Source organism: Paenibacillus sp. MZ03-122A (assembly GCF_024213325.1).
GTDB classification, from domain to species: domain Bacteria; phylum Bacillota; class Bacilli; order Paenibacillales; family Paenibacillaceae; genus Paenibacillus; species Paenibacillus polymyxa_B.
In genome coordinates this window covers 160,120-178,014 of record NZ_JANAVI010000008.1, presented here as the reverse complement: position 1 = coordinate 178,014, position 17,895 = coordinate 160,120, and the positions used below count along the sequence as shown (strand labels likewise).

The 17,895-nt window shown below is 49.1% G+C and carries 16 protein-coding genes and 1 riboswitch; of the genes, 9 read left to right on the top strand and 7 right to left on the bottom strand.

The window, feature by feature from the left end:
- Positions 1–326 precede the first annotated feature (326 nt).
- Genes NLX74_RS18055 through isdG form a run of 4 tightly spaced genes read left to right on the top strand, consistent with a single transcriptional unit; the run spans position 327 to position 3,455 of the window.
- Entirely contained in the window at positions 327–1,307 is a 981-nt protein-coding gene (locus NLX74_RS18055) for an ABC transporter substrate-binding protein (protein WP_254329539.1), read from the top strand.
- Positions 1,308–1,316: 9 nt separating this feature from the next.
- Positions 1,317–2,315 (top strand): FecCD family ABC transporter permease, encoded by a 999-nt coding sequence (locus NLX74_RS18050; RefSeq protein ID WP_254329538.1) that lies wholly within the window; start codon positions 1,317–1,319, stop codon positions 2,313–2,315.
- A complete protein-coding gene (locus tag NLX74_RS18045; RefSeq protein ID WP_061831482.1) occupies positions 2,312–3,103 on the top strand; it encodes an ABC transporter ATP-binding protein in 792 nt (263 codons plus the stop codon). Before NLX74_RS18050 ends, NLX74_RS18045 begins: the two co-directional genes overlap by 4 nt.
- A gap of 1 nt (position 3,104) precedes the next feature.
- Positions 3,105–3,455 carry a heme oxygenase gene (gene isdG / locus NLX74_RS18040; RefSeq protein WP_061831483.1) on the top strand — a complete coding sequence of 117 codons (351 nt, stop codon included), beginning with the start codon at positions 3,105–3,107 and terminating at the stop codon, positions 3,453–3,455.
- A gap of 219 nt (positions 3,456–3,674) precedes the next feature.
- On the opposite strand, the gene NLX74_RS18035 is transcribed toward isdG, so the two are convergent.
- From NLX74_RS18035 to NLX74_RS18025, 4 genes are all read right to left on the bottom strand, one after another.
- Positions 3,675–4,685, bottom strand: coding sequence for an MBL fold metallo-hydrolase (locus NLX74_RS18035; RefSeq protein ID WP_254329537.1), 1,011 nt, complete (start codon positions 4,683–4,685; stop codon positions 3,675–3,677).
- Positions 4,686–4,896: 211 nt separating this feature from the next.
- Positions 4,897–5,007 (bottom strand): cytochrome bd oxidase small subunit CydS family protein, encoded by a 111-nt coding sequence (gene cydS / locus NLX74_RS26025; protein ID WP_414126406.1) that lies wholly within the window; start codon positions 5,005–5,007, stop codon positions 4,897–4,899.
- A 6-nt stretch (positions 5,008–5,013) separates the two neighbouring features.
- Positions 5,014–6,045, bottom strand: a complete 1,032-nt coding sequence (locus NLX74_RS18030; RefSeq protein WP_254329536.1) for a cytochrome d ubiquinol oxidase subunit II — start codon at positions 6,043–6,045, stop codon at positions 5,014–5,016.
- Positions 6,042–7,388, bottom strand: coding sequence for a cytochrome ubiquinol oxidase subunit I (locus NLX74_RS18025; protein ID WP_254329535.1), 1,347 nt, complete (start codon positions 7,386–7,388; stop codon positions 6,042–6,044). Before NLX74_RS18025 ends, NLX74_RS18030 begins: the two co-directional genes overlap by 4 nt.
- A 416-nt stretch (positions 7,389–7,804) precedes the next feature.
- Between NLX74_RS18025 and NLX74_RS18020 the strand changes: the two genes are divergently transcribed.
- Positions 7,805–8,938 (top strand): virulence factor, encoded by a 1,134-nt coding sequence (locus tag NLX74_RS18020; RefSeq protein WP_254329534.1) that lies wholly within the window; start codon positions 7,805–7,807, stop codon positions 8,936–8,938.
- A gap of 121 nt (positions 8,939–9,059) precedes the next feature.
- A riboswitch (Lysine riboswitch) is annotated at positions 9,060–9,262 on the top strand.
- A 135-nt stretch (positions 9,263–9,397) separates the two neighbouring features.
- On the top strand, positions 9,398–10,864 hold the full coding sequence (locus NLX74_RS18015) for an amino acid permease (RefSeq protein ID WP_367997047.1): 1,467 nt from the start codon (positions 9,398–9,400) through the stop codon (positions 10,862–10,864).
- A gap of 118 nt (positions 10,865–10,982) precedes the next feature.
- Here the strand turns inward: NLX74_RS18015 and NLX74_RS18010 are convergent, their stop codons facing one another.
- Together NLX74_RS18010 and NLX74_RS18005 are read right to left on the bottom strand one after the other, a co-directional pair.
- On the bottom strand, positions 10,983–12,359 hold the full coding sequence (locus tag NLX74_RS18010) for an MFS transporter (protein ID WP_254329533.1): 1,377 nt from the start codon (positions 12,357–12,359) through the stop codon (positions 10,983–10,985).
- A 47-nt stretch (positions 12,360–12,406) separates the two neighbouring features.
- Positions 12,407–13,534: a transglutaminase domain-containing protein gene (locus NLX74_RS18005; RefSeq protein WP_254329532.1), complete on the bottom strand. Its 1,128-nt coding sequence runs from the start codon at positions 13,532–13,534 to the stop codon at positions 12,407–12,409.
- Between the two features lie 280 nt (positions 13,535–13,814).
- Here NLX74_RS18005 and NLX74_RS18000 point away from each other — a divergent pair, with 280 nt between their 5' ends.
- Genes NLX74_RS18000 through NLX74_RS17990 form a run of 3 tightly spaced genes read left to right on the top strand, consistent with a single transcriptional unit; the run spans position 13,815 to position 16,273 of the window.
- Complete coding sequence (locus tag NLX74_RS18000) at positions 13,815–14,060, top strand: FeoA family protein (RefSeq protein WP_016820309.1); 246 nt, start codon at positions 13,815–13,817, stop codon at positions 14,058–14,060.
- Positions 14,051–16,060 carry a ferrous iron transport protein B gene (gene feoB / locus NLX74_RS17995; RefSeq protein WP_254329531.1) on the top strand — a complete coding sequence of 670 codons (2,010 nt, stop codon included), beginning with the start codon at positions 14,051–14,053 and terminating at the stop codon, positions 16,058–16,060. Before NLX74_RS18000 ends, feoB begins: the two co-directional genes overlap by 10 nt.
- Before the next feature lie 36 nt (positions 16,061–16,096).
- Positions 16,097–16,273 (top strand): FeoB-associated Cys-rich membrane protein, encoded by a 177-nt coding sequence (locus NLX74_RS17990; RefSeq protein ID WP_081112420.1) that lies wholly within the window; start codon positions 16,097–16,099, stop codon positions 16,271–16,273.
- A gap of 87 nt (positions 16,274–16,360) precedes the next feature.
- On the opposite strand, the gene xylB is transcribed toward NLX74_RS17990, so the two are convergent.
- Positions 16,361–17,884 (bottom strand): xylulokinase, encoded by a 1,524-nt coding sequence (gene xylB, locus NLX74_RS17985; protein WP_254329530.1) that lies wholly within the window; start codon positions 17,882–17,884, stop codon positions 16,361–16,363.
- Between the last annotated feature and the right edge of the window lie 11 nt (positions 17,885–17,895).

The window sequence follows — 17,895 nt, the reverse complement described above, 5'->3', positions numbered from 1 at the left end:
GCTCTTTTCGAGCTTGTCTCCCCACCTCTCTATTCCATAATTTCGCAAAATCAAGTAAACCCATCACCAATATATCTTACACTTTTCGAAAATGTCAATATGTATTTGTGTGTACGTAATCCCTTGATATATGCTATTTTTTAATAAAAATTTGTAGTTCCTTCTTCTATAATTCGAATTACTCTCTTTTATTTTTAGTTCAAAATTTATTTAAAAATTTGCTTTTTTCAATTGACAATCCCCAGTGATATTCATTATCATTCTCTTATACATAAATGAAAATGATTATCATTATTGTTTAACTCGAAAATTGCAGGAGGAATAATATGAAATCTTATGTGTTGTGGTCGTCCGCAGCGCTTTTATTGGCAGTTACCGGATGTAGTAATGGTGCCTCGACCGCAGATCACAAACCAACCAGTGCAGCCGTATCTGCCACTTCTGGCACGACAAGCAGTGCGGCGATTCAAGTTACTGATTTCTCAAAACGGATGTTGGCCTTTCAAAAGGTCCCTCAACATATCGTTGCGCTCAGCAATGGCGATCTGGATATTATTTACGCATTGGGCGGGACAGCCGTGGGCAGGCCCAACTCCAATGGACCAGCCGTCGTAGCTGCTGCTGAGAACGTTCAGCAAGTAGGCTCCACTCATGAAGTTGATCTGGAGAAAATTACGATGCTCAAACCGGATGTCGTGCTAGGCAATTATCCTATGAATGAAAAAGACATTCCAGCCATTGAAGGAGTCGGTTCACAGTTGCTGCTGACGGGAGCCAATTCAGTTCACGATATTCAGTCGCAAATTACGCTGTTCGGACAATTACTGCAAAAGCAGGCTCAGGCCGTGAAGCTGAACCAGCAAATTGACCAACAAGTAACCAAGCTGCAAAAGGAAACCGCTTCTGCCTCCAAACCGAAGGTGTTGCTGGTCTACGGAGCCCCGGCTACGTATATGGCGGCACTGCCAAATTCACTAAGTGGAAACATTCTGGAAGCTGCGGGTGGCTCGAACATCGCCGCTGATTTTCCGGGCCTGCAAAATTTCCCGCAATATGCGCAGCTAAACACAGAACGCATCATACAGGCTGACCCTGACTACATCTTCATCATGACCCATGGCAATACGGAAGATGTTAAAGCCGCATTTATAAAAGAAATGCAGGAAAATGCAGCTTGGAACGGAATCCGAGCAGTCAAAAACAATCAGGTCGAGGTTTTGCCTTCAGATCTGTTCGGTACGAATCCGGGCACACGTGTCACTAAAGCGCTGGATTTGATGCATCAAAAGCTGTATCCGGCGAAATAGGCGATGGAGATGAACAAACTACAGCGCGCCAGAAGACGCACCATCGCCTGGATTACCCTTCCGATTCTAATGCTGGCCGTCTCTGTGTACGGTCTGGCCTACGGTTCGGTGTCGATTCCACTTCAAGAAATCAATCATGTTTTGCTACATAATGATGAATCTACATATCGCACGATCCTGATGGATCTCCGGCTACCTAGAGTATTAGTAGGTTTACTGGTGGGAGCTTGTCTTGCAGCTTCCGGAGCACTTCTTCAAGGTGTGATGAAAAATCCATTGGCTGACCCTGGCATTATTGGTGTATCAGCTGGAGGTGGACTTGCCGCCGTCATTACGATGGTGATGCTTCCACAGCTCAGCTACCTTCTTCCGATAATCGCCTTTTTGGGAGCCTTTCTGAGCGCAATCGTCATTTATCTGCTGGCTTGGGACCGAGGGGCATCGCCTGTCAAAATTGTGCTCGCTGGCGTTGCGATCAACGCGCTGCTGGGCGCACTCACCAACGGCGTAATGGTCATGTACAGCGACCGCGTACAGGCCGTTCTTCCTTGGCTATCCGGCGGATTAAACGGAAGAAGCTGGCATCATCTAGAGTTTATGGCGCCTTACGCCATCATTGGATTAATCGCCTCTTTCTTTGCAATTAAACCTGCTAATTTACTGCTGCTGGGCGACGATTCAGCACAGCTGCTTGGTCAGCGAGTAGAGCTTCAACGTATGCTCATTATCCTGCTGTCTGCCCTGCTCGCCGGTACAGCGGTCAGTGTAGCCGGGCTAATCGGCTTCGTAGGACTGGTCGTTCCCCATGTCATACGGCTGCTAATCGGGGAAGATTATCGTTTCCTCCTCCCCTTTTCCATTGTAGGCGGTGGAACGCTGGTTGTCCTGGCAGATACGGTGGCACGATCCTGGTTTGACCCGATTGAACTGCCTGTAGGTATTTTGTTGGCCATCATCGGGGCACCATTCTTCTTAATCCTGCTCAAGAAACGGGGGAATTTCGGATGACAGCCATTCAGAGTGAGCATATCTCCTTACAACGTGGGTATTTCCAGCTGGATGATGTGAATATCACCTTGCCCGCTGGTCAGCTCACCGCGATCGTCGGACCGAACGGTTCAGGCAAGTCCACGCTTTTGCGGATTATGACCCGGTTGCTCAAGCAGGATCAGGGTCAGGTTTCCGTCCTGGGCAAACCCGTGCAGGAATACAAGCGGCGTGATTTTGCCCAGACGATTACAATGCTACCGCAAATGAAGGATATGCTGCCGTTATTGACGGTCCGCGAGCTGGTCGCTTACGGGAGATCTCCTCATGCCAAAGGCTTGAGGGTACGCCATACTGGACAGGATCAGCAAATCGTGGACCATGTCATGAAGATCACGGGCATCCAGCCCTATGCAGATCGAATGTTCCATACTCTATCAGGAGGTGAACAACAAAAAGCGCGAATTGCAATGGCTTTGGCTCAACAAACAGGTATTCTTTTGCTCGATGAACCGACCACTTTTCTGGATATCGCCCACCAATTTGAAGTTATGGATATGCTGCGGCGTATCAATCACGAGTCCGGCTTGACGATTGTTATGGTACTGCATGATTTGCAGCAAGCTGCGGCCTATTGTCATCATATGATTGCACTTAAAAAGGGACGAATCGCCGTTGCCGGCGAACCCCGTGAGATTTTGACGTCTGCTTTTCTTCGCGACATTTATGAAATGAACGCTACCATCAAATTTGAGGATGGCTATCCGGTTATTATACCGACCATACCACATCATTCAGGAGGAATTTAATATGGTTATCGTTACAAATACATCTAAAATCACACCGGGCAATGCACATTTACTCATCGAAAGATTTAACAAAGAAGGAAAAGTTGAAAAAATGGAGGGCTTTCTCGGTCTGGAAGTACTGCTGACTGAAAACACGAAGGATTATGAGGAAGTAACCATCAGTACACGCTGGAAAGAAAAAGAGAACTTCCAAGGCTGGACGAAAAGCGAAGCATTCCGCGAATCCCATAGCCATCGTCAAATTCCGGACTATATTATTGAAAATAAAATCACGTTCTATGAAGTTAAAATCGTTCGTCATCCCATCGCCAACAGCGATTCCTCTTTGGCAAGTGATTCCGAAGCAGTTTAATCCTGCATTATAGCTAAAAACCAAAAAAAGCGGCTCGGCAGGCAAAATTAATTGTCCGCCGAGCCGCTTTTTTTATCAGGATTTTGCAAAATTCGATTCCAGTCGCTCCGAAGTACAAGATATAGACGAACTAAAACATTTCGATCTATATCTTATTCATTGGAAGTCGCTTATTGGATTTTTGCAAAATCCTCTTGTATAAGGATTATGTCAAATTCCTCAGATTGTAGTTGAGCAGCGACGTCCAATTTTCAGCGTCTCTCCGTGCCCAAGAACATGAATGCGTTCCTTCGCAATACCCATACGCTCACGCTCCGCTTCGAGCCGATCCAGCGCCTCTCTTGGCGTATCATCCGCCAGCTTGAAGGCTCCGTAGTGCATCGGAATCATCTGATCTGCGCCACAATCTACAAACCCTTGCAATGCCTCCTCCGGTGTCACATGCTGCGAGGTCATGAACCATTCCGGTTCATACGCACCAATCGGCATAAAGGTCAGGTCAATGGCAAAGCGCTCGCCAATCTCCTTAAACCCACGAAAATATCCGGTGTCTCCCACAAAATACAACGTTGGTGCATCCTTTGAGTCTGTATTCGAATGAGGATGGGATTCCGTGACGGACGTGGCAGAGCCAATCACCTGCTGCTCATTTTGCAGAACGTATCCACCCCAATGCGAAGTGTTCGTATCAAACGGCGTGCGTCGTGTCCAATGCTGGGCTGGAACAAACGTGAATCGAACCCCTCCTACCGTAAAATGCTCCCACCATTGCAGCTCATGACAGTTACGAAAACCTTTGCGGATCATTTTCGCCTTTAACCCCGTGGGTACGAGCATCAGCGTATCTGCACGATATAATTTCCGCAACGATTCTAAATGTAAATGATCATAATGGGAATGAGACAGCAGAATGATGTCCAGTGGTGGTACATCCTGAATACGAATGCCGGGCGGAGCCAACCTTTTATCAAAAGCCATACGCTCTGCCCATACCGGATCGGTGACGATATTCAGCCCAAGATACTGGATGAAAAAGGTGGAGTGTCCCACCCAGGTGGCTGTCGCCATCTCTCGATTGCTATGCAGAAATTCCAGCTCCGGGGGATGGTTTGGCACGACGAACGTATAATCCTTTATTTTGCTGCGTCGTTCCTGCCGCCATTGTCTGAATTGCTTGATTGTTTTATCGGTATTTACATGATCCATATTGTTAAAACGTACTTTGGGCATGATGCAGCTCCCTCCCTGATGAACCCGTTCTCCAAAAAACACAGCGGTTCAATTTAACTATATATTGTCACTCGAGTGTGAACATAAAATGATACAACATCCTGATATATGTAAAGTATAATTCAATCACGTCTGTAAAGGAAATTCTGCGATAATACAGCAAAAACAGACCTCCCGTATCAATCAGGAAGGCCTGTTCTACCTGTAGTTGTCAGTCCTGTGGATTTTTAAAGCGTGCCGAATAAATAAACAAAAACGCTATCGCCACGACAATAATGATAGGTGACTCGTACATAATCGTAAAATGCTCGAAAGCAGCCACTCTAACTCACCCTTTCTTCCCTTCATGTCCGCGCACATATTTTGCATCGAACAGAAACAATCTTAATATCAGGATCAGCGAAGGGATCAGCACCAGCAGACCCGCAACAAACGCCGTAATCAACGCATACGCCATCGTAGAATTTGTAAAGCTGTCGTAGACATTAATGTAGGGATACAGAACATACGGGAGATGCGAACGGCCGTAGCCATACCAGGCAAATGCAAATTGCAGCATCACCAATATGAATGAAACCCCCAGATGCCGCCGCTGCCATACCAGATAAACTGCTCCTGCAAAGCATATGAAGGATGCAACAAACATCCAGGCTATGTTCAGCATATTGGTAAAATGATCTGGATTTTGTTTGTTAATCTGAAAAAATGCGAGCAGACTCGCAACAATCGTTGGGCCGCTCCAAAGCAGCGCATATCCCCGTACAATTTCAAAAGCGACCTTGTCTCCCGCCCTTTTGGCATAATAGGCCAAAAACATTGCCGAGATATACAGCACGCTCACCAGCGCCAGAATAATAACCGCCCACGTGTAGGGATTACTTAATAGCTGGCCCCATTGCAGCTGTACACCTGTACTGTTTTCTATAATAATGCCGCCCTCCGAAATAGCGAGAACTGTGGATAGTGCCGCCGGAATCAGCAACCCTGTCGCACCGTACAACGCCATGTAGACGATATTATTTTTACCGGAATGCCCATACGTATTGTATGCATAATACACTCCCCGGATGGCAAGAAGCACAATCGCAATACTGCCGGGAACGAGTAACGCCGTACCATAGTAATATGCTGCATCCGGGAAGAACCCGTTTAATCCCACCACAAAAAAGATGAGAAATACGTTTGTTACCTCCCACACCGGGGATAGATACCGTTGAATGATATTGTGGATTTTGTTCTGGTGGCCTGTTAACACACTGTAAAAGCTGAAAAACCCTGCACCAAAATCAATGGATGCCACAAGCAAATATCCGAACAGGAACGTCCACAAAATGGCGATACCTACAATTTCATAGCTCACTTGCCTTCAGCCCCTTCCAGGCCCAGCTGCCTTATCTCTTCCTCCGCATCCTTATTGCGGAATAGCTTGCTGAGTACCTTAATGGCCGAGAAACACAACACCAGATACAAAATAACAAACAACACCAGCATCCACCCGACACTCGTAGAAGTGGTTGCTGCTTCGGATACCTTCATATATCCGCGTAAAATCCACGGCTGTCTACCGACCTCCGCAAACATCCATCCGAGCTCAATAGCTACCATCGCCATAGGCCCCACTAGAATGAGCGCCAACAGCAGCCATCTGGGGTACGGTTTGCGACCTGGCAAACGCTTGCGGATCAGATACAGCAGTGGGATGACGAGAATCAGCACTCCTGTGGTGATTTTGAGGTCAAACATATAATGAATAGACAGCGGCGGACGCTCCTCCACCGGATAGTCATTTAATCCCTTAACCTCCGTACTGGGCAAATTACCAGCCAACACACTAAGTGCATAAGGCACTTTCAAGGCATATTTGATTTCACCGTTTTTATCCATGTATCCGCCATATACAAAGGGGGCGTGCGTCATCGTATCAAAATGCCATTCGGCGGCAGCCAGCTTCTCCGGCTGATATTTGGCCAGAAATTTACCGGATGCGTCTCCGATCATCACGGTGCTGATGGCAAACACAATGGTACAGGTGGCAGTCAGCTTTAGCGCCTTTTTAAAATAAGGGTGATTACGCCCTCGCAGCATGCTGTAAGCAGCCAGCCCCATCAGCACACCAGCGCTCAATGTATACGAAGAAGCCAATACATGGGACACTTTGGTTGGCGTAGCCGGATTTAGCATAGCCTCGATGGGATGAATATTTGTCATGACTCCATTTTTGAGTGTAAAGCCTTGAGGTTGGTTCATGAACGAGTTCACAGTCGTAATAAAAACCGCTGAGGCAGACGAGGCAATCGCTACCGGGATGAGCAGCATCAGGTGAAAATATTTGCTTTTAAACCGATCCCAGGTATACAAGTAGATGCCCAAGAATATAGCTTCGATGAAAAAAGCAAACGTCTCCAAAAATAAGGGCAGCGCAATCGCTTGTCCAGCCACACGCATAAAGGTGGGCCAAAGCAAGCTGAGTTGCAGACCAATGGAGGTGCCTGTAACGACACCCACGGCAACGGTAATGACAAACCCTCGCGCCCACCGTCGGGCCAGCAGTGTATAATGCGGATCACCAGTTCGCAGCCCGCGCCATTCTGCTAGTGCAATCATTAAGGGTACGCCGACGCCGATGGATGCAAATACGATATGAACAAACAGGGTAATTCCGGTCAGCATCCGGCTTAGCAATACAGGGTCCAGTGAAGACAAATGGGTTTCACTCCTTCATTTCACATTTTAAACATCGCAGATCACTCTGGATTACCAACTAAGGAGTCAAGCGAGCTATGCTTTTAATTACGGCATATAGCATGATGGCCGCAATTACTATACATACAATAATGAGCGTTCTTTCCTGCTTGCGGAACATAGGAACGCCTCCTTCACTTATCTATTGGCGCATTTTGGTAACCTATTCACAGTTTGGTTCATTCTATCGAGTTTTAACCCTGCTTCTGCATTGAATGTAGCAGTATTTCTTTTTAGTGTTTACCTGAATTAGTGTGAGATATGTCATTGTGTTTTTCCCGTATACGCGAACTTATCTTTGGAGACATTCGCAGAATGAGTTACAATACAGATAAGCTATATATGGAGAACTTTTGAACAGGAGGCTGTACTGAGCTATGAAAATAACATCTATCGAGCCTACTCCCAGTCCGAACACCATGATGCTGCATCTGGATGAGCGACTGGAAGCGGGTATCCGCAGAACATATACACGGGACAATGAGCGTTCCGCTCCCCCATTTATCCGGTGCATGCTGGGCATTGAAGGGGTCAAAAGCGTGTTTCATACGACTGACTTTGTAGCCCTTGACCGCAAAGGGAATGCAGATTGGTCCACCATTCTGGGTCAAGTCCGGGATCAGCTAGGCGAGGAAGGCGCTGACGCCAATTGGGATTTGCCAGAGGAAACCTCTGGAGAAGCATTTGGCGAGGCACAGGTCTTTGTGCAATTTTTCCGTGGTATTCCAATGCAAATTCGAGTCAAGGCGGGGCAGCAGGAGGAACGAATTTCCTTGTCCGACCGCTTCGTGCAGGCCGTTACCCGTGTAGCGAGTGCAACGCTGATCAAGGAACGCAAGCTGAGTGATTACGGCGTCCGCTACGGTGAGCTGCCGGACATTGCACGCGAGGTCGAGCAGGAATTGGAGGCAGCCTTTCCGCAAGAGCGGCTGGAGCAGATTATCCAACAGGCGATTGCCCACGGCGCAAACAACAGCGAATTCGTGGAGGAACGCCGCGAATGGAGCGAGGCCGAGCTGGAGCAAGCCCTGCAGCACGAGGATTGGCGCACACGCTACGCTGCGCTGGATCGGCTGGAGCCGACGCCTGAGCATTTGCCGCTTATCCGGCAAGCGCTGCATGACGACAAAATGCAGCTACGGCGGCTGGGCGTCGTCTATCTGGGCGATATTCGCTCACCGGAGGCGATGGATCTGCTAGCCGAGGCGCTGCGCGATCCTTCAGCGGCAGTACGCCGCACCGCAGGCGACACGTTGTCGGACATCGGCGACCCGGTCGCTACCAGCGCAATGATCGGAGCCCTGTCGGATAGCAGCAAGTTGGTGCGCTGGCGGGCGGCACGTTTTTTATACGAGGTTGGAACCGAGGATGCACGTGATGCGCTGGAGAAGGCTGTCGATGATCCCGAATTCGAGGTTAGTCTGCAGGCTAAAATGGCGCTGGAACGCATCGAATCAGGCGAACAAGCCGCGGGCACAGTTTGGCAGCAGATGGCCAAGCGGAACTCTTAATTTAAGATTCTACGAGTGATTTTCAAAAAATTGTCGATTGTCAGAAGATGTACAGGTACGATATACTGTAGTTCGCTATACAATAAAATATCATGTCATACACCTCATCAACCCTGTTTTATGATGAGGTAGAGGTCGCGGATGTAATCAGTACACCGGAGGAGACGATAAGAGCCGTCTGAGATTCCAGTGGAAAGGTACACCCGCCGAAGTATGCGGAGCTGACTCTTTGTAAATACTCCGAATGCTGGGGCTGCTAGCCGAAAGGAGCAGAACTGTCACACGCTGTCCTAACACAGACACGTGTGTTGAGCTATCTTGTTATGGAAGAAGGTATGGTGCGGAATGCATAGACAAAACCGCAGGCGTATTCCCTGCGGTTTTTTTGATTTATATACTCCCCCTCCTTCTGGCTCTTGCCCTGACATGAAATACAATTTCATGAAGGAGTGTTTGAACGTGCAACACAAAGCAACACCTGACGCAACCTTGCGTAAAAGTCTCAAAGCCCGCCATATGACGATGATCGCCCTCGGCGGCTCTATCGGTACGGGCCTGTTCCTTGCCAGTGGAGGCGCGGTTGCCGAAGCTGGACCCGGCGGTGCGCTGCTGGCTTATGCAGCAGTTGGCCTCATGGTCTACTTCCTAATGACCAGCCTCGGTGAGTTGGCTACATTTATGCCTGAATCCGGCTCTTTTAACACCTATGCAGGTCGCTTCGTCGATCCGGCTTTTGGTTTCGCCATGGGCTGGAACTTCTGGTACAACTGGGCGGTAACGATTGCTGCCGAATTAGCAGCAGCGACCGTGCTCATCAAATATTGGTTCCCGGAAAGCCACTCTGCCTGGTGGAGTCTATTATTCCTAGCCGTAATCTTCGCGTTGAACGCATTGACAGTCAAAGGCTACGGTGAGTCTGAATACTGGTTCGCCATGATTAAAATTGTGACCGTGGTCATCTTTTTGACCGTAGGTGTGCTGATGATCTTCGGCATTATGGGTGGCCCTGCGGTCGGCTTTGCCAACTTCACGGTAGGAGACGCCCCGTTCCATGGCGGATTCTTTGCTGTATTGGGCGTATTCATGGCAGCCGGCTTTTCCTTTCAGGGAACGGAGCTGATTGGGGTAGCCGCTGGAGAGAGCGAAAATCCGCGTGAAAATGTACCGCGCGCCATCCGTCAAATCTTTTGGCGCATCCTGTTCTTTTATATTCTCGCGATTCTCGTGATTGGGTTGATCATTCCATACACCAATCCAAATCTGCTGCGGGGAGATATCAGTGACATCGGGGTCAGCCCGTTCACGCTCGTATTTGAAAAAGCAGGGCTTGCGATTGCTGCTTCTGTTATGAACGCCGTTATTTTGACTTCCGTATTATCGGCAGGTAACTCGGGTATGTACGCGGCAACTCGGGTACTATACGCTTTGGCACGGGAAGGTAAAGCCCCGCGTTTCCTCGGACGTATCAATAGACGCGGCATTCCTATGAACGCTCTGCTGATCACGACCGCTGTCGGTATGCTAGCCTTTCTCGCCTCCCTGTATGGAGACGGTGTAGTCTATAACTGGCTGCTGAATGCTTCTGGAATGTGTGGGTTTATTACGTGGGTCGGGATTGCAGTCAGCCATTATCGTTTCCGCCGTGCCTTTACTGCACAGGGCCACAGTCTGAGTGAGCTTCCATACAAAGCCCGCTGGTTCCCGTTTGGGCCGTTGTTTGCCTTCGCTCTGTGTATCATTGTCATTATCGGGCAAGGGGCGGATGCCTTCACCGGACAGGAGATTGACTGGAAAACGATGATCGCTACGTATATGAGTGTGCCGCTGTTCCTTCTCCTGTGGCTCGGCTACAAATGGATCAAACGTACTAAAATCGTTCCGTTAAAAGAATGTGATTTGAGTCCAGATACTTCTTCGGATAAATAATAGATAACACTAAAAAAAGCCCGTCTCCACATATCAGGGAAAACACGCTGATAAACCTGGTCCAAGACCATTTATCCGCATTTTCACCTGTATATGCCCGGAGACGGGCTTTTTCTGTTTATTTGGAGGAAGGTTCCAATGAAGCTGACAAAGACATGGATAAGGCACGACGACTTAAAACACCGTATATAACAGCAATCAGCGTCAGCACTGCTGAAAACAAGTACAAATTAACGATGCCCAGATGATCTGCAATCCAGCCCATTAACAGGAGCGAAATACAAAAGGTCAAACTTGTCAGTGTGGCCTGGGCAGACAGCACCTTAGGCAAATCATGTACAGACACACTCATTTGCATCATCGTGCGGCGGGATACGACAGACATTTCCGCAGGTAGTCCCATCAACAACACGATAAGCAGCGTCAGCGGCGGTAATGTGTTCAGTGCATACCATGCTGTCAGCAGCCCGTAGCCTGCCATCCCCGCCAACATGGCGGGTAGCAGCCTGCGCTGCAAATGCTTGACGCAGGCGAGGACAACGATGCCGCCGCCAATCGCTCCTGCAAAATACGCTGCATTGATGTATCCCCACCATGCTTCGCTCTTGTGCAAAACCTGCTGGGCGAAAGCAAGCGTGAACGCGCCTACCCAAACCGAACCCCCTAGAAGGTCAATCATATCCATAAAAATAAGAGCTTTCAGTCTGCGACTGGCTCCGATAAGGCTCCAGCCTTCACGGAGTATTTCCTTTTTACGTTTGGGAGGTAGTGCAGGGCTCTCTGATTCCGGGCCATACAGTGTATCTTCCAACTGTGCAGGAGGCAAGTCATGATGTCCTTGCCCGGGCTCAGTACCAGTTTCGGAAACCGAAACATCTCCACCTCGCACCCTTGTTCCAGGTTGCAGCAAATAATGGGCTTTACCCTCTAGTGGATCTCGAATCAAGCTGGTGAAGATCATTGCTACCATATAGAGTCCGCCAGCCACTAGCAGTGTTTTTTCCGAGCCTAGCATGGCTACGAGCACACCACTAAGCCCCCACCCCGCTAATTGCACCGTCTGATCGCTGACCGACACCAGACTGTTTGCCCGCATGAGTCCTTCCCCGGACGCAAGGCGGGGAATCAGCGCATTACGTGCAGGCGTGGTCCAGCCGTCCAGAAAGGACATGGCTGCCACCAACGTAAACACAATCACCCATATCGGCTCCGTACCCGCTGACCACAAGTGGCCCAGCAGAATAGCGAAGAAAACCAGTTGTCCGAACTGAGAAACGAATAAAATAAAAGGAAGCTGGAATCGGGCCAAAATGAGCGGTGCTAAAAAGCCGCTGATCATCTGTGCTCCCATTCGCAGCAATGGAACGAGCACCGAAGAGAAGATGGAGTCCGTTTCATGAAAAACCAGAGACACAAGTGCCATAATGTAAAGAATGTCGGCTGCATTAGACATGGTCTGCGTGCCAAGCAAATAGGTAAAGGAACGCTTGTGCATATAAATAAAATACTCCTTTGTTAATGTAGCTTTTTACAGCAAGATGATTAGGTCCATTTCAGGGTTACACGAAGATTGCCGGTACTTCCTAGATCCGTAATCTGATAGGAAATGGATTTCAAACCGAGTTGATATAAGGATTGTAAATCCTCCTTGAGACTTCGCTCCGTTCCCTGATAGGCAAAGGTAAGTGTCGTCCCTCCCTTATTTACAATCTTACGTACCTGTTCCTTCATGTCGGCAGATGATTTAACCAGACCCTTGCCGTCTTGCAGCGGATATTCGAGGGTATTGTACAGTTTTTGATACACAGCAGCCTTTGATCCTCCGGTAGCTACTAGTGCTGATAAGGTTTCCCGATACGATGTATTCGCCTGAGGATACGGCTTAACCCATGAGTGATCCCGCCGCATTTCGGTATCCGTTAGCAGATAATATGAAGTGCTTACCTCGTTCGCGCGATCCGGGGTTGGATCATCCCATGTCGTATCCATGTGATACCATCGACCATCTAATAAAACCAGATTCCATGCATGCAGCTGGCCCCCTGCTCTTCCTTCCACAATCCGGTTCGTAATGCCTGCACGTTCCAGCATTTTATAGGCCAGCAGTGAATAACCCTGACAGACCGTGCTTCCCGTTTTCAGGCCATCATAGGCTGTGTACTTTTGCTGTGCTTCATCATACTTCAGACGAACGACGATCCAATCATGAATGGCCTTTACCTTCTCATGATCCGTCATTCCCTTCGTAATAATATCCCCCAGCACCGCTTTAACTGTGCTATCCACATATGCTGTCTGTTCCTTCGTCTCCCGGTAGCTTAGACGAATCGTAACCTGAGCGGAGGTCGTTGTGCCTGTATAGCTGAATGCGTAGCTTTTGATCGTATAATTCACATACGGATCGCTCTCCATGGCCTGTTGGATGGCCGTCTGTAATTGCTGCTTGAGACCGTTCACTCGCCCTTGATATGTAAAGGTCAGCGTTTCACTCCGCGTAGCCATTGCCTGTAAAAGCTTGTTCTGAAGCTGCTGCGATGATACGGATGGAGCCGGCTTAACCGACGTCGCATACACATTGCTGCCCCACTCCACAGCCTGCGGCAGCAACACAGCCAGCGCTGCACCCGCAACCAGACATTTTACAAGCCTAACCCCGATTTTTCTGTTCATACAGAGCGTTCCTGCCCTTCTTAGCATAGTTGTAAACAGCTATATCTTACCATAAAAACAGTTGCCCCAAACGCTCTAGTTTTGTCGGTTGCAGACGAGTAAGGGTGCAGTTCAAGACAGGTTGTGACATCATACTCGGCTATATAACAGATCGGATAATGAGCAAACATGTCGTTCGTAGAGAGTTTTATCACAGCAATCTAGATTTCCTCATGATATGGTACTGGCATCGGAAGTAAATGATATTGATTCTCATTCTAGATCAGAAAGGCTGAGCACCATGCCAGAATGTATCTCACTCCTTCGTACGCCACTGGGTCAGACTGTGCGTTTGCAATCTCTCGCCCCTCTTCATCCCTCATTGCGCCGCCGCTTAACAGACATGGGCATTAACGAAGGTTCCATCATACGGTTAAAAAAAATCAGTTTATTGGGCGGTCCTATTGTCATTGAATGCAACGGCCAGCTGGTCGGCCTTCGCCAAAATCAGGTGAAACAACTGGAGGTTGTTCCAACATGGACATGATCGCTCTATTCGGTAATCCCAACACAGGAAAAACCTCATTATTTAACAAGCTGACTCGTACGTATGCAGAAGTAGGAAACTGGTCCGGCGTCACAGTGGAAAAGAAAACAGGAATCCTGCGTGACAAGTCTGCCGTATTGGTGGATTTGCCGGGCGCCTACTCTTTACTCCCTCTTTCGCTGGATGAAGGTGTCGCAACTCGATATTTGCTGGAAGAACCTCCTACGGCCCTGATCAACATTGTGGATGCCTCCCAGCTCCAGCGTAATCTCTATCTAACCGTACAACTACTGGAGTATGGCCGTCCGCTTGTACTTGGCTTAAACATGACTGACGTAGCCGATGCCACGGGTCTTCGTGTAAACAAGGAATTGTTAGCTGATCAATTGAACGTTCCCATCATTCCTATGGTGGCGCGTACAGGCAGTGGAAGTAAGCAAATGCTCGCTTCTCTTCGGGAGGTAAGACGTACATCCAATGCTTTTCAACTGGACTACGGCCCTGCCGTTGAAGCTGCTATTACCGATATTTGCAACTTGCTGCCAAATGCACCTGTGCCGCAACTGCGGTGGGCCGCACTGCAATGTCTCGAAGGTAATCCTGTCGTCATGGAATGGATGACGAATGAGGTACAGCGTGAACAAGTAACTGCACGCATCCAACGTTGCGAGGAAGAACTTCTCGGTGAAGGCCATGCCATCACCCCTGCTCAGCATATTCGTTCTGTACGAACAGCATGGATTGCTGATCTGTGCACCAAGGCACTCGACACCTCCAAACTCAGACCGCACAGCCTGACGGATAGACTAGATGCACTATTAACTCACCGGTATCTGGGGATTCCGATCTTTTTGCTGCTGATGTACGCTACCTTCAAGTTCACCTTCGATTGGGCGGGTACGATCCTTTCAGATATGCTGGATGGATTTTTTTCAGGGACACTCAGCACTTGGATTTCTGAGTTACTCGTTCACTTGAACGCGTCTGCTTTTACGCAAAGTCTAGTCGTGGACGGCATCGTGGCTGGAGTCGGGGGTGTGCTTGTTTTTCTGCCTCAAATTGCTATTTTATTTCTGATTATTTCAGTGATCGAAGACTCTGGTTATATGGCACGGGTCACGATACTCATGGATCGCCTGATGCAAGCCGTTGGCTTGAACGGGAAAAGCTTCATTCCCTTCATCATCGGATTTGGCTGCAATGTCCCTGCGATTATGGCGGCACGCACCATTGAACAGCCCAGAGAACGTCTCATTACCACGTTGCTGGTGCCCTTTATGTCGTGTTCAGCCCGCCTGCCGGTATATGCGTTGTTTGCGGGTGTATTTTTTCCAACACATGCGGCAAGCATCATCATGCTGATGTATGTGTTAGGAATCATCGTTTCACTTATACTTGCCAAAATTTTTTCCAAAGTATCCATTTTGTCGGGTGAGCCCTCCCTCTTCATCGTGGAACTTCCTCCCTATCGAGTGCCGCAGGCTCTTACACTATTCCGCAGCACATGGGAGAAGGTCAAAGGCTTCGTCCGTAAAGCCGGAACCATTATTCTTGCAGGTTCCGTTGGCATCTGGCTCTTGTCCAATTTCGGTCCGCAGGGCTTCGGGGCAGAAATGAATGACAGTCTGCTTGCCACCGTTGGAGGTTGGTTCGCTCCATTACTGGCCCCTCTCGGTTTTGGCACCTGGCAAGCAGGTGCTTCCCTGCTCACAGGCTTTATGGCCAAGGAAGTTGTCGTATCAACGATGAATATTATTTACCACGTTCCTGATATGCAGGGACTGGAACTACAAGTCAGACAGGCCTTTACACCGCTTGCCTCCTTTAGCTTTATGGTGTTCATTCTGTTGTATGTTCCGTGTCTGGCTACGGTAGCCGTCATTCGTAAAGAAACCCTTTCGTGGCGTTGGACCGCATTTTCTGTGATCTATCCTTTGACCGTCGCATATATCATCGCCGTCTTGATCTATCAATGTGGCAGATTATTAGGTTGGGGTTAAGTCAGGCCCAATAGTAAATAAAAGGAAGTGAATTCCATGATCAATATCATCATTTTATTGGCGATCCTCGGTTATAGTGCGTGGGTGCTGGTACGATTTTTGCGAAAAAGCCGTCAAGGCGCCTGTGCGGGGTGTTCGTCGAGCAAGTCATGTCCTGGCTGTGCCGTAAGTTCTATGAATGAAGATCATGCGAAAATCAAGAAAAGTATTTAATTCATGCTCATCATCACATGAAAAAGCGGCTCCGGGGGTTTCTTACACCCGGAGCCGCTTCTTATTTACGCTTAAAGCTCACCGTATTCACCGATATACCGCCAAATGCTCACTTAGCTCTCGCGTGTGCAAGTAAACTTCACGGTACAGCTCGTATAGGCCTTCATACTGTGCCACACGTTCCGGGTTCGGGGAATATCTCGCTGCTTCGCGCAGAAAAGCTTCAGCGCACGCTTGCAGAGATTCAAACCAGCCGCTACCATAAGCAGCCAGCATGGCCGCCCCCAAGGCAGGCCCCTGCTCGCTTTCCAGCTTGATGATATCCGCGTTAAAAATATCTGCCTGCATTTGCAGCCATGCCTCATTACGCGCACCGCCGCCGATGGAAATCACTTCATTCACCGTTTTGCCCGTTCCTCTCAGAATATCAATGGATTCCTTGAGCGAAAACGTAATTCCCTCCAGCACCGCTCGTGTAAAATGCGCAAGCTTATGCCCCGCATCCATTCCGATAAAGCTACCTCGAATGGTTGCATCTGGATGAGGTGTACGCTCGCCGACGATATAAGGCGTGAACAGCAGCCCTCGGCTGCCTGGTTCAATAGAGTTCACATCTGCCAACAGTGCATCAAAAGAATGCTCTGGTGCAAAGGTATCCTTAAACCAGGTCAAGCTGTATCCGGCCGCGAGCGTAACCCCCATAATATAATAAGCATCCTGCTCACTATGATTAAAAAAATGTGCCCGTCCCTGCACATCAATATCCTTGCGTTCCTCATAGGAAAGTACAACCCCTGAGGTGCCGATGCTGCACAGGGTGCGGCCTTCGCTCAAAATGCCGGCCCCAATCGCGCCACATGCGTTGTCCGCACCACCTGCAAAGACCTTCGTTTCAGGCGAAAGCCCGCTCTGCTCCGCAATCTCCGGCAACAGTGTACCCGTCTGATCAAAGGATTCCACCAACGGCGGGAACAGCGACAACGGTAGGTCAAACGCGGCAGCGATCTCTTCGCTCCACTGCTTGTTCGCAATATCCAGCAGCAGCGTGCCCGCCGCATCCGAATACTCCGTCGCCAGCTCTCCTGTCAGACAGTAGCGCACATAATCCTTGGGCAGCATAAAATGGGCCGCACGAGCCAGCACGTCTGGCTCATGCTCCTGTACCCACAGCAGCTTGGGCAGCGTGAAGCCTTCCAGTGCGCGATTACGTGCGATGTTCAGCAGCTCCGATCCGAGCTTTTCTTCAATACGACGGCATTGGGCTGTTGTACGCGTATCATTCCACAGAATAGCCGGACGAAGCACTTGGCCTTCCTTGTCAGTCAGCACAAGCCCATGCATCTGTCCCGAAAAGCTAATACCGTCCACAGCATCTGTGCCGCCGATTCCAGCCTTCTCCACAAGCTGTTTCAGTGATGCTAACGTGCCACTGACCCAGTCCTCAGGGTACTGTTCGCTATATCCTGCCTTCGGCTGATAGAGCGGATAAGACTGGGAGGTTTCATAGGCCACCTGCCCTTTGCGGTTAACCAGCACCGTTTTGACCGCGCTGGTACCCAAATCTACGCCAATGACATAGCGTTCCTGCTCCTGATTTAGCTTCTCCTGCATTGGAGTTCCTC